Genomic DNA, 12433 nt, shown 5'->3' with positions numbered 1-12433 from the left:
TTGCCTCCTTATTTCGAGTCGCTTAATAATTCCGCTAATAGTCGTTTTGCATCTGCGAGTGTTGGTCGCGTTAATGCCTTCAGTTTTGCCACTAATTTAATCACTTGTGCTGGCGTCGCACCAGCAGCCAATGCTAAATTACGATATTGTAGGGCCATGTGGCCCGGTTGGATACCCTCGGAAACTAAGGCCCGCAACGCGGCCAAATTTTGCACAAGACCTAGCGCAACCGCCAATTGATTCAATTCAGTAACGTCTTGAATGTCAGCAATTTGACGATTGATTTTCGCCAATGGTAATGATGCGGTCACCCCGCCGACTAGTCCTAGATGCATCGGCATGGTAAGTTCACCATTTAATTTATTTTCGCGCAGTTGCCAAGTCGCCAAGCCACGATACTGGCCTGTCTGTGCCGCATAAGCATGCGCACTGGCTTCCACTGCACGCCAGTCATTACCAGTTGCGACAACGAAGGCATCAACGCCATTCATAATTCCCTTGTTATGGGTCACTGCCCGGCTAACATCGCGTTGAGCTAGTTCACTTAAACTAACGATTCGCTGTGCTACACCTGCACCAGCAGCTGCATCACCCTTAGCTAAGCGGGCAAATGACACTTGCGTCGTAACCTTGACGAGACTAGCCTGACCATCGTTAGTTAAAATCGCTGTCAATGGTTGGTGGCCCAGATGTTGAGCTAATTGATCTCTCAAGCCATTTAAGAGGTCATTCATCGTGTTGGCCCCCATGGCAGCACCAGTATCCACAGTCAGATCCACACTAGCAAAGCCATCGGCCAAATCACGAACGATCAACGTCTTAATCTGACCGCCATGATCGATTAGGCTTGGATGCTCGGCCAATGCCCGCCGCTTTAGTTCAACTTCATTTGCGGTCACAAACATCCGTAATTGTTCAAAATCAATACCTTCAAACAAAATTTGCCCAGTCAATGCCTGTCCCAGAGTCTGTGCGACCACGCCACCATCGTCCAGCGTCATTAAACTGCCATAGCTTGCCGCGGCAACAACAGATGGCTCTTCGGTCACCATTGGTATTTGATAAGCCTGCTGATTCATCAACAAATTAACGGCGATCCCTTCTGGCAGACGATAGGTGGTCAGATAATTTTCAGTTAAAAGTGCCTCAGCATCGGTGGCATTATTCTTAACCATGGCGACTTGGTCAGCGCTCAGAGCTCGTTGTTGGGCAATGTATTGGCGCCGCTGTGCTGGTGTTAAAAAGCGAAACGAGCGTTGTTCTTGATTCACAACTAGGCCTCCATTTTTTGTTGATTTAAAAGTTAAGGATGGGCTTGATATTTAGGATGTTGACTGACATATTCGGATACAATTCCTTCCCGTACGCCACTTTCCGAAAAAATCACGCGGTCTGAATCCAGCAATTGTAATAACTCGACAAGAGGTAACATCCCGCCAACGATAATATCTGCTCGATCATATTCAAGTCCATCAATCGCTTGCCGTTGCGAATTATCCTTGGAGATTAAGCGATCAAATGTGTCAAAGACGGTCTCCGTTTTCAAGCGATAACCGTGAATGTCTTCGACGCGCACCATCTTTTGTGCTTTACGGTTAATACGGGCTAACGTGCGATTGGCACCGCCCAGCAAGACGATCGGCAAATGCATGGCATCATTAAGCCACCAAATATCCTGCAAACGTTTACGAACGAAGACTTGCCCGGAAAAAAGATTGCCAGCGGTAATAATGTTTTCAAAATGGAATTGCTCGGATAAATTAACGGCACCAAAGGGCACGCTGATCAAATTCTTGGCCTTGCGGTTAGCGACATGAATTAATTCACAACTGGCGCCACCGGTATCCAAAATGATGCAATCATCCAACGGCAAAGCATTGACAGCACCTAAAAAGTCATAATAGGCTTCGTCGTCACCAGATAATACCTGCAATTTAAGACCGACTTCTTTTTGAACCCGACTAAGAAATTCTGTTTGGTTGACCGCTTGACGCACTGCCGCCGTTGTAATGGCTCGCACCGTCAGATTGGGAAGATTCGCATACAACTTTTTGAAACTAACGAGCGCTTTGATGGTTCGATCCATAGCCACTTTTGTCAACCTTTTTTCGGCACCCATGCCTTCAGAAATACGGGTATCCTCTTTAATTCGCTTAACCTCTTTAAATGACCCGTCATTTTCGATTTGTGTGATTCCCATACGGACGGAATTCGAACCCAAATCAACAATCGCTAAATTTTCCATGCATCTTCGCCTCATTTTCAACGCATCATTGTTGTTACTTGCGTTGCGTAAAATAATTAATACCCATTGCATCACGAACCTCAGTGAGCGTTTGGTTAGCCACTTCATTAGCCCGGGCTGATCCTTGTGCTAAGACGTCATACACATAATCAAGATTGGCGGCATACTCTGCCCGTCGTTTACGGATCGGTGCTAGTGTTGCTTCTAAAACTTCATTTAAGTAACGCTTTATTTTAACATCTCCCAGTCCGCCAGCCTGATACTGCGCTTTTAATTCTGCGACATGGGCTTGATCAGGGTCAAAGATATCCAAATAGGTGAAGACGGTGTTCCCTTCAACATGACCTGGATCACTCACCTTGATGTGTTGTGGGTCGGTATACATCGACATCACTTTTTGCGTCACCGTGTCCGCATCATCAGCCAAGTAAATTGCATTATTCAATGACTTACTCATTTTAGCGTTCCCATCTAACCCAGGAATTCGGCCCTCACCCTTAGGTGGAAAAACGCCGGTCGGTTCAATCAGCACAGAAGCATTATAGGCGCCATTAAAGGCACGGACAATTTCACGAGTCTGTTCCAACATGGGCTCTTGATCATCGCCAACTGGCACCGTCGTGGCTTTGAAGGCGGTAATGTCAGCGGCCTGACTGACCGGATAAGTTAAAAAGCCAGCGGGAATACTTTGGCCAAACCCTTTCTGAGCAATTTCTGACTTCACAGTTGGATTTCGTTCCAATCGCGCCAATGTCACTAAGTTCAAATAAATCATGGTCAGTTCATTTAATGCCGGAATTTGAGATTGCACTAGGATGGTAGACTTTTTAGGATCAATCCCAACTGCTAAATAGTCCAACGTAACTTCAGTCAGACTGCGTCGAATTTTTTCTGGATCACGTGCATTATCAGTCAATGCCTGCATATCAGCGATCATAATAAAGGTGTTGTATTCCCCAGAATTTTGCATCGTCACCCGATTACGCAGTGAGCCAACGTAGTGTCCGATATGCAACTTCCCGGTTGGTCGATCACCTGTTAAAATCACTTTTTTTGTTTCTGCCATCTAATTGGCCTCCTTAAAGGGTAGCTTCGCTAAAATAAAACCGTCCTATCATGACCGCTTCTCACACGAAAAGAAGGTCATCATAGGACGGTTACCCGCGGTGCCACCTAAATTGGATCGCTTACGATCCCACTTAAAATTATTTTCGATGCAAACGACATCCTAGCCCACTTCGTCACCTTGGCTGACTCTCACCATCTCAACCTTGCTGTTTTATGGTGTCTACTCCACTACGATGCTGATTGTTTGACACAATCCGTCTTAATTAAGTATACCGACTTTTAAAAGAGCTGTCAAAACGCACTAGCTAGCGATTTAAAACTGTAATTCATCATCGTTGACAGGTCCGTTTTTGGCGGCTAAGATGGTCAGAGTTTATTAATGTTGCGACTGACACAATGGCACCTGGAGGCGTCAACTTGAATAACGATGAACAGCAACTAGAACAGCAACGACTTGACCAGGTGATGACCGAAATCACGCGTCAACAAAAAGAAGGACAGCAACAGCTCACCCGTGCTCACGAAGAAACCAGCGCCGTTCAGAAGAACTATGCGGATAACGCTTCGGTTAACACGTTTGAAATCGACGACGCGATGGAAACCAACGCGCAACTTCAGCAGCAACGCCAATTGGTCTATCTAGCAGTGACTAACGAAACGACCATTGGACAACAGTTGGACCAACTTGATCAACTACACAAATCAGCATACTTTGGCCGGATCGATATCAAAGATACTGATGAAGATCATCCTGATACCCTATATATTGGCACATTTTCTTTGACGGATGCCAATCAGAATTTTCTCATCTATGATTGGCGAGCGCCAATTGCCAGCGTCTACTACAATGGCACTTTAGGTTCGGTGAACTATAGCACGCCTGCAGGCCGACAAACCACAAACCTAACTAAAAAACGCCAATTCACCATTAAGAATGGTCAAATTATCAACATGTTTGATACCAACGAGACCGTTGGTGACGAAATGCTACAAGCCGTGCTTGGCCAACAAAACGATGCAGTCATGCAAAATATCGTTGCTACCATTCAAAAAGAGCAAAATGACATTATTCGCGACACCACCTCGGACTTACTTGTCGTTCAAGGCGTGGCCGGATCAGGCAAGACCTCTGCCATTCTACAACGAATTGCCTATCTGTTGTATCACAGTCGCACAGCCACCGAGCATACTTTACAAGCGGATCAAATGGTGCTCTTTTCTCCGAATCGTCTGTTCAGTCACTACATCTCAGAAGTTTTGCCGAGCCTTGGAGAACGTAACATGCGCCAAGTGACCTTAGCTGATTTTCTGACCCAACGGCTTCAAGGACTAAACGTTGAGACGCTATTTGAACGCTATGAAGCTGACGCCGCCCAAACCAATTCGCTGTTTCCCGATGTCCGCGATTATTTAGAAAGCCCTGCTTCCGTCAACGACCTGTCGACCTATTGTCAGAATTTAACGCCAGCTGAGCTACGCTTTAACGATGTTTTGTTAGATGGTCGTCTCTTTTTCACTAAAGAAACCATTGCCGCTATTTATGCCAGTCAGCCGGACACCATGGGGACGCCGGCTAAATTTTTAGCCACTAAAAATACGCTTATCAAACAATTAAAAGCCCGTATTCGTAGTGAAGCCAAGGCGGATTGGGTTAATGAAGCGCTAGATAATTTGGACACCGAACACTACCATAACTTACTTGGCAAACGGTTAGGCACGTTCAAAAATGTCGATGCAGAATTAAAGTACGCCGCACGTCTGATTGTTCGACGCCAATTTGAGCCAATCTATGATGCGCTATTTAACAATTACTTCTTAGATATTTATCGCCAATACGATCACTTTCTTCAACAGGTTCATCCTCAGTCTGTTGATGCTGAACATTGGGCGATGCATGAGCAGGACTTCGACACCGACATTGAATATCACCGACTCGGTTTAGTGGATGCTGTCCCGTTACTATTCATTCGAGACCTAATTACCGGCGGCGGACAAAATCGTAGCATTGCCTATTTGTTCATTGATGAAATGCAAGATTATTCACTGACACAAATGTGTTATTTCAAACACGCCTTTCCAAAAGCAAAATTCACGTTGCTTGGGGATAGTGAACAAGCCCTGTTCAATCGGCTGCAAACGCCAACTGACTTGTTGAATCACCTCGCCAGCGCATTTTCAGCCAAACACCCTAACTTAATCACGCTAAATCGAAGTTATCGCTCAACTAAGCCAATCACCGAATTTGCAAAGGGCTTATTACCAAACGGTGATCAAATTCAAGCCTTTAATCGACCAGGTGACCTCCCACGCATTTTTATGCGCTATAATGAAACAGATACATTGGCGGTAACACGGCAATTAGCGCAACGTGAAGTAGCTCAATCTGGTACTGTAGCCGTCTTAACTAAAGATCTTACCGCCGCTCGGATCGTTTATCGCGAACTGCATAGTCATGTCAATGTCACTTTACTCAATGACACAGATCGCACTTTACCCAGCGGTGTTGTCGTCTTACCCGTTTACTTAGCCAAAGGCTTGGAATTTGACAGCGTCATTGCTTACGATGTTTCCCAGCAAAATTATCCAGATGACTCGGCAATTGGGGCGCTCTACACAATCGCATCACGTGCGATGCATCATCTAATCCTCGTTTCCAACGGGCCTGTGAGTCCAGTCATTAGTACGATTCAATCACAGCTGATGATGATTGAACATGTTGTCAAAGAATCATGATTTTTAGAAAGAGGCGCTTATGAAACTCGATTTTTCTGTGGCCGTCCACAGCTTACTTTACCTTGATGAAAATAGTCCACGGAAAATTACGAGTGCAGAACTGGCCAAATCGTTACAGCTTAATCCAGTCATGATTCGCAACATTTTGTCTGTGCTTCACAAACAGGGATATATTGAGGGTTCAGTTGGCAAGAATGGTGGCTATTTACTCCAACGGCCGTTGGCTGAAATGAATGTCGGTGCATTATACGATCTGACGATTCCCCCCACGATCAGCTACGCGCGTTTCATCACCGGCGACTCAAAGGGTTTAGTTGCCAATGATACCGATGACAGCGATATTTCTGCCAACATCAATGAAACGCTCACGGATTTATTCACGTTAGCCGATGCTGACTATCGGCGTTTTTACCACCGCTTTTCCATGACCGACCTAAAAACCGATTTACATCAACATGGTCATTTCATCGACCTAGTAAATCAATTAAGTTAAAAGCAAGCTGAAAATCGCTCTTTCAATGAAAAAAGTTGTCATCCCAAATCGGGAGACAACTTTTTTTACATGTGCTCTTTTCACTAACCTTACTCTGACTTTGTCGCTGCTACACGTTGCTTGCTTAACGACCAGCGTAATAGTAACGGCGCAACTAAAGTGGCCAGTACGATCACAAAAATCATATCCACATACATTGGTTTGGCAAGCAAATGTGCATTGAAACCAATTTGAGCGGTGATCAACGCCATCTCACCACGGGCCACCATCCCCGTTCCAACCACGCGCCCACTATCGCGATTAAAACCCGTGACTTGAGCTCCAAACTGTCCACCGACCCATTTGGTCAACACGGCTAGGGCCGTCATCAATAAAATAAAGGGTAATGAAGCGACAAAGTTGGTAAAATCGACACTCAATCCGATGCTAACGAAAAATACTGGAACAAAAAAGGCGTTACTGATCGGCTCTACATGCTCGTCAATTACTTTTTTCACGGATGTCTGGGCGACTGCAATTCCTGCAAAAAAGGCACCAATGGCACCAGATAAACCGACTAGTTCTGCTAGGTAAGCCATCGCCAAACAAATCACAATAGCAGTCACCGTCCGCGCCGTCGGGATTAATAATCGTTCGCTAATACGGGTCAAGAGCGGCGCAACCCAGCGCACCAGCAGGTACACGGCAACGAAAAAGGCTGCTTGAAAGACCAATTGCAAGCCTAGGTTAGTAGATGGCCCATGGCTAGCTGAGCCACCCAATACTGCCACCATCAAGCTCAACAACAGCACGCCAATAATGTCATCAGCGACCGCCGCCCCTAAAATCGTTGCTCCTTCCTGCGTATCTAATGCGTTAAACTCCCGCAGCACCACCACCGAGATACTGACCGACGTCGCCGAGAAGACAACCCCGATGAACAGTGCCTCACTCCAGCCATAGCCAAATAGTAAACTGGTTGCACCCATTAGGACCACGGGCAAGATGACGCCACACATCGCCACGGCTAATGCCGGCCGTAAATAGCGTCGCAACTGGCCGATGTCACTTTCCAACCCAGCCATAAACATCAATAAAATCACACCCAGTTCGGCAAATTGCGTGAGGGTGGTCGATGACTGAACCCAATTTAGCACCCCTGGGCCAATTACAATCCCGACTAACAATTCACCAATAACCGCCGGAACCCCGAGACGGGCTGAAAAATGCCCCGCAATGGTCGTTGCCGTCAATATTAAAATCAAGGTTCCAATAAAGTTCATTCATGCATCCTTTCGTTAGATCCCGTTCCTCTTGCCCAAACGTTGGGCAAAACACGCTCTAGTGTATTCTATTCTAGCGTATTTTTACGCTTGCGCCTATCAAAATCAATTGATCCAATGCCCGCTACGTTCAGATTGGTCTGCTTTTCCGGGAACCCACTACATTTCAACGCGATGCTTGATGCCGTTTTGTAAAAATCGGCATTACCCTTGGTCTGGGCAACAAGCTGTTGGCAGGCTTAACCGCAGGTGCCGGACACAAAAGAGTTTGGGACAAAACTAATATCTAAATAGCCAAAACGCGGAACATAAGTCATATGTCTCCGCCTAAAAGCGAACTGTCAACGATGAATAAACCATCACCATTTGCAGTTCGCTCTCAGTGCATCGTCACTTACCGACTTATGTCCCGCGCTCTAAACGCCATGATTTGGGTAAATTTGAGTAGCTCTAATTATCTTAATTCTATATAAAAGATATTGCTCGGCTTAAAACAGGTAACTTAAATCGGATGCAGGCGTTGGATAAGCCATGATTTGATTGTTCACGTCAGCCACCGTCGCCCCTTGATTAATGAGCGCCGTGAGATAATTGATTAACTCATCTGCGATCGTACTCAAAGCGCTGGCACCAACTAAGCGTCCTTGCCGATCCAAAACAACCTTAACTTTGGCCAATGGATCATGAATTCGTTGATACGTGTACCAATGCGTCATATCAAGCGCCTTAACTCGTCGGTCAGTGGTCGTGGTGGTCTCTGCTGGACTAACCCCAACTTGCGCCAGGCGTGGCATCCCAAATACCACCGTTGGAATCGCAGGATATTGGATGGCCTCAGAATGAGCGCCAGTTAAAGTATCAGTTAAGTAGCGTGCCTCAAAGCCAGCCACAGGCGTTAACTTCGGTATGGATTTTTTAGCCACAACGTCACCTAACGCATAAATATGCTCGTTAGTCGTCTGTAAATGGTCGTTCACAACGACTCCATGCCTATCCGCGGAGACACCGACCGCTTCTAGATTCAAAGTGTCGACATTAGCAATTCGTCCAGTTGCCGCTACTGCAGCCGCCACCGTTAAGTCAAACTGTTGATCACCAGTTAATTCAATACCGGTACTGGTTTTGGCCACCTTAGTTAGGGTCACATTTTCGTGAAAATGAACACCGGCCTTAGCCAATTGATCACGCAAATCTTTCACTAACTCTGCGTCAAAAGCGCGTAAAGCACGATCGTGTCGTAAAATCACATGCACGTCTGCACCTGCCGCATTGGCAATGTCAGCCAATTCAAAAGCAATGTAACCACCGCCAATAAACGCAATCTGTTTTGGCAATTGACGCCAATTAAGGAAGTCCGTGCTGGTTTGAAGTAATTGCGCACCATCAATGGCTGGCCGTACCGGTCGTTGACCAGTCGCTAAAATGAATTGTGCCGCTGTCAGCGTCTCTTCACCAACTGCTAGGTGGCCAGCGGATGTAAAGGCCGCGTGACCATAAAATGTTGTAATTTCACTGTGCTGTAATCCTTGTAGTGTGTCATCAGGAATGGCATCCGTGTATGCAAACTTATTGCGCATTAAATCAGGCCAGTTGATCGTCGTCGTCCCATCTAGTCCGGCGTGAGCCAACTGTTCAGCATGACGTTTAGCTTCGACGGCCGCCACAAGGATCTTTTTAGGATCACATCCGCGGTTGGGGCAAGTACCACCCCACAAATTTTCTTCAACAATCGCAACGTTTTTGCCAGCAGCTTTCAGACCATAAGCTAACGCTAAGCCACCTGGACCGCCACCGATCACAATTTGATCAAATGATTGCATCATCCACCTCCATTTTCTCCAGTGTAACGACTTCACCACGGTAACGAAAGTAAACTGCTCTAAGGTTCTAGCGCTGGCCCAAATACCGCACGATATCAGCAGCCGTGACAAATCCTAACTGACGTTTACCATCCACTACACGCAAAGCGGTGGCATCATCTAATTGGCGGTATACTTCCCCTAGAGTTGCATCCGCGGTCACGGTCACTGTAGTCGCATTGGAATCATCCAACTGTTGTTGTGCAAACCCCATCATTACGAGCTTGCTAACGTATACATCGCGATCTTGCTTAGCAACACTTTGCGCAAAGAATTGTTGCACAAAATCATTGGCCGGATGCTGAGCGATTTCCGTCGGCGTAGCAACTTGTAAAATCTTGCCCTCGCGCATGACAGCAATGTGATCACCCATCTTAAGGGCTTCGTCCATATCATGGGTCACAAAGATAATCGTATCATGGCGGGCTTCGTGTAAATCAAGAACCAAGTCTTGTAACTGCGTTCGCGAAATCGGATCCAAGGCTGAAAAGGCTTCGTCCATCAACACTAATGGTGGATCAGAAGCGATTGCTCGGCAAATCCCGATTCGCTGCTGTTCACCACCGGACAGCTCTTGTGGCATTCGTGTCCGATACGTCGCTGGATCTAATCCTACCGATGTTAGTAATCGATCAATCAGCGCATCAATCTCTGCTCGAGCAACACCTTTCATTTCTGGAATTACCGCAATGTTTTCAGCAACAGTCATCGTCGGAAACAACGCAATTTGTTGCAAGACATAGCCGATATTCCAGCGTAGTTGTTGCAAGCCGATCGTTTCTATATCTTGGCCTTGAATCGTAATTTGCCCACTAGCCTGCGGTTGCAGTTGATTAATCATCTTTAAGGTCGTGGTTTTGCCGCTACCCGAGGTTCCGACTAACACAAAAATTTCACCTTGTGGGATGGTCGAATTGAGATCATCGATAACGGCTTGTCCATCAAACACTTGACTGACATGGCTAAAAGCCACCATTGGCGGATTCTCATCAACTGCGGATTTAAGTTTAGCTGACTGCTGCATCAACGATCACCAGCTTTCAATAGGTGGTTAGCCACCAGATAACGTTTCGCCACTGAGGCAGATGATTGGTGTTTCACATTCACTTCATAATTCATTTCTTGCATCTGTTTTTCCGTAATCCGCCCCGCCAGCTTGTTGAGGCTTTTGACGACACCAGGATATTGTTTAGCCAAGCTTGCTTTCATCAATGGAGCTCCTTGATAAGTGGGAAAGAAATGGCGATTATCTTTGAGCACTGTTAAATGATACTGACGCAATTGACTATCGGTTGAATACGCGTCCACAAGATTAACTTTACCGGTATGAATTGCATCATAACGCAAAGTTGGTTCCATCGATTGTGCGGATAAGTGTAAGCCATAACGCTGGTTGATCCCTGGCAGTCCATCCGGTCGATCAATAAATTCCAGTGTCATCCCCGGCTTCAATTGATTTTCCACCTGCTTTAACTCACTGATGTCATGCACATCCCATTGCTTGGCGTCCTGACTACGAATGGCTAAAGCAAAGGTATTGTTATACGCCATCGGTTTCAAATAGGTCAGATCATCTTGCTGTTTCAAAGCTGTCGCAGCCTTTTGATAAGTCTGTTGCGCCGTTAACCCTTTATCGTTAACCGGTTTTTGCAATAAGCTTTCTAATACTGTGCCTGAAAATTCTGGGTAGATGTCTACTTGATCATGCCTAAGTGCATTAAATAAGAAACTTGTCTTACCAAAATTGGGCTTTAACGTCACTTTCACTCGTGGATTATCCTGCTCAATTAAATCTTGATACATATGAATGAGAATATCCGGTTCTGAACCAAGCTTACCAGCGATGACCAATTGCCTTTGTGGTTGGCGCACTAAATTCACCACACCAGCTGCGCCGAAGCCAAGCAAGATCACTAAGCCACCGATGACTAACCGTTTTAATGAAACTTTTTGTAACCGCATGATCACCCAACTCAAAACAATCGCTAGTAAAGCAGACCCCAGCGCCCCAATTACGGTCAACGTGGTATTGTTGCGATCAATCCCTAATAAAATGAATGTTCCGAGGCCACCAGCGCCGATCAGAGCTGCTAACGTGGCGGTACCAATAATCATCACCATTGCCTGGCGGATTCCTGAAATAATCACGGGCGCAGCAATCGGTAATTCAACTCGCACAAGTTTACGCGTCCGACTCATACCGAACGCAGTAGCTGCTTCTTCGATTGACGGATCAATTTCATCAATCCCGATATATGTACTTTGAAAAATTGGCAGTAGTGCGTAAATCACTAAAGCAATCACTGCCGGAACCGCACCAATTCCCACAATTGGAATCAACAAACCAAGTAACGCTAACGATGGGATAGTTTGTAAGACACCAGCAACTTGGAGCAGAACCGCTGCCACGCGTTGGTGTCTCGTGGCCCAAATGGCGAGCGGGATGGCAATTAACATCGCAATAAGTAACGCGATTAGCGATATTTCGATATGTTGCCACAAAGCCGTGATTAACGCCACGCGTCGATCAATTAGTGTTTGAATAAATTGATTCATGACTCTATGTATCCTCGTTTTCTGACAATTTAATGAAAAGCCGTCGTACAGGTCACAAAAATCACAACGCGACAGGGACAACTGTACATCTACCGGAAACTATTTGTCAATTTGTTCGCACTAGATCAGTGTAAAACCCACCAAGTGTTTCTGGGCGTTAGCAAGAATCAGACTTTGGCTGAACAAAAGACTCAGTGCAAAACAAAAAAACGCCAAT

The 12433-nt window shown here is 46.0% G+C and carries 9 protein-coding genes; 2 read left to right on the top strand and 7 right to left on the bottom strand.

Annotated features, from left to right (window positions below; translation table 11 throughout):
• Positions 1 to 8: 8 nt before the first annotated feature.
• Genes ACKTR2_RS05565 through trpS form a run of 3 tightly spaced genes read right to left on the bottom strand, consistent with a single transcriptional unit; the run spans position 9 to position 3311 of the window.
• The gene (locus tag ACKTR2_RS05565) at positions 9 to 1271 is read right to left on the bottom strand and encodes a 3-hydroxy-3-methylglutaryl-CoA reductase (protein WP_407883334.1); all 1263 of its coding nucleotides are present in this window, start codon (positions 1269 to 1271) and stop codon (positions 9 to 11) included.
• A 32-nt stretch (positions 1272 to 1303) separates the two neighbouring features.
• Positions 1304 to 2245, bottom strand: coding sequence for a Ppx/GppA phosphatase family protein (locus ACKTR2_RS05560; protein ID WP_407883332.1), 942 nt, complete (start codon positions 2243 to 2245; stop codon positions 1304 to 1306).
• A 34-nt stretch (positions 2246 to 2279) separates the two neighbouring features.
• Positions 2280 to 3311 (bottom strand): tryptophan--tRNA ligase, encoded by a 1032-nt coding sequence (gene trpS / locus ACKTR2_RS05555; RefSeq protein ID WP_407883331.1) that lies wholly within the window; start codon positions 3309 to 3311, stop codon positions 2280 to 2282.
• Positions 3312 to 3709: 398 nt separating this feature from the next.
• On the opposite strand from trpS, the gene helD reads away from it, so the two are divergent.
• Entirely contained in the window at positions 3710 to 6046 is a 2337-nt protein-coding gene (gene helD, locus ACKTR2_RS05550) for an RNA polymerase recycling motor HelD (RefSeq protein ID WP_407883329.1), read from the top strand.
• A gap of 19 nt (positions 6047 to 6065) precedes the next feature.
• The gene (locus ACKTR2_RS05545; RefSeq protein WP_407883327.1) at positions 6066 to 6539 is read left to right on the top strand and encodes an RrF2 family transcriptional regulator; all 474 of its coding nucleotides are present in this window, start codon (positions 6066 to 6068) and stop codon (positions 6537 to 6539) included.
• Between the two features lie 89 nt (positions 6540 to 6628).
• On the opposite strand, the gene ACKTR2_RS05540 is transcribed toward ACKTR2_RS05545, so the two are convergent.
• The 4 genes from ACKTR2_RS05540 to ACKTR2_RS05525 all read right to left on the bottom strand — a co-directional run bounded on the left by ACKTR2_RS05540 (position 6629) and on the right by ACKTR2_RS05525 (position 12216).
• Positions 6629 to 7801: a cation:proton antiporter gene (locus tag ACKTR2_RS05540; RefSeq protein WP_407883325.1), complete on the bottom strand. Its 1173-nt coding sequence runs from the start codon at positions 7799 to 7801 to the stop codon at positions 6629 to 6631.
• Between the two features lie 488 nt (positions 7802 to 8289).
• Positions 8290 to 9624: a dihydrolipoyl dehydrogenase family protein gene (locus tag ACKTR2_RS05535; RefSeq protein ID WP_407883324.1), complete on the bottom strand. Its 1335-nt coding sequence runs from the start codon at positions 9622 to 9624 to the stop codon at positions 8290 to 8292.
• Positions 9625 to 9688: 64 nt separating this feature from the next.
• On the bottom strand, positions 9689 to 10684 hold the full coding sequence (locus tag ACKTR2_RS05530; RefSeq protein WP_407883322.1) for an ABC transporter ATP-binding protein: 996 nt from the start codon (positions 10682 to 10684) through the stop codon (positions 9689 to 9691).
• Positions 10684 to 12216, bottom strand: coding sequence for an ABC transporter permease/substrate-binding protein (locus ACKTR2_RS05525; RefSeq protein ID WP_407883320.1), 1533 nt, complete (start codon positions 12214 to 12216; stop codon positions 10684 to 10686). Before ACKTR2_RS05525 ends, ACKTR2_RS05530 begins: the two co-directional genes overlap by 1 nt.
• Between the last annotated feature and the right edge of the window lie 217 nt (positions 12217 to 12433).

The organism is Furfurilactobacillus curtus (genome assembly GCF_045862785.1).
GTDB lineage: Bacteria > Bacillota > Bacilli > Lactobacillales > Lactobacillaceae > Furfurilactobacillus > Furfurilactobacillus curtus.
Note: the sequence above shows the minus strand (reverse complement) of the source record. Positions and strands in the feature narration are given on the sequence as shown.

Coding starts and splice junctions, on each gene's coding strand:
- ACKTR2_RS05535 (WP_407883324.1), bottom strand. CDS start 9,624: ATGATGCAATCATTTGATCAAATTGTGATCGGTGGCGGTCCAGGTGGC.
- ACKTR2_RS05560 (WP_407883332.1), bottom strand. CDS start 2,245: ATGGAAAATTTAGCGATTGTTGATTTGGGTTCGAATTCCGTCCGTATG.
- ACKTR2_RS05525 (WP_407883320.1), bottom strand. CDS start 12,216: ATGAATCAATTTATTCAAACACTAATTGATCGACGCGTGGCGTTAATC.
- trpS (WP_407883331.1), bottom strand. CDS start 3,311: ATGGCAGAAACAAAAAAAGTGATTTTAACAGGTGATCGACCAACCGGG.
- helD (WP_407883329.1), top strand. CDS start 3,710: ATGGCACCTGGAGGCGTCAACTTGAATAACGATGAACAGCAACTAGAA.
- ACKTR2_RS05530 (WP_407883322.1), bottom strand. CDS start 10,684: ATGCAGCAGTCAGCTAAACTTAAATCCGCAGTTGATGAGAATCCGCCA.
- ACKTR2_RS05540 (WP_407883325.1), bottom strand. CDS start 7,801: ATGAACTTTATTGGAACCTTGATTTTAATATTGACGGCAACGACCATT.
- ACKTR2_RS05545 (WP_407883327.1), top strand. CDS start 6,066: ATGAAACTCGATTTTTCTGTGGCCGTCCACAGCTTACTTTACCTTGAT.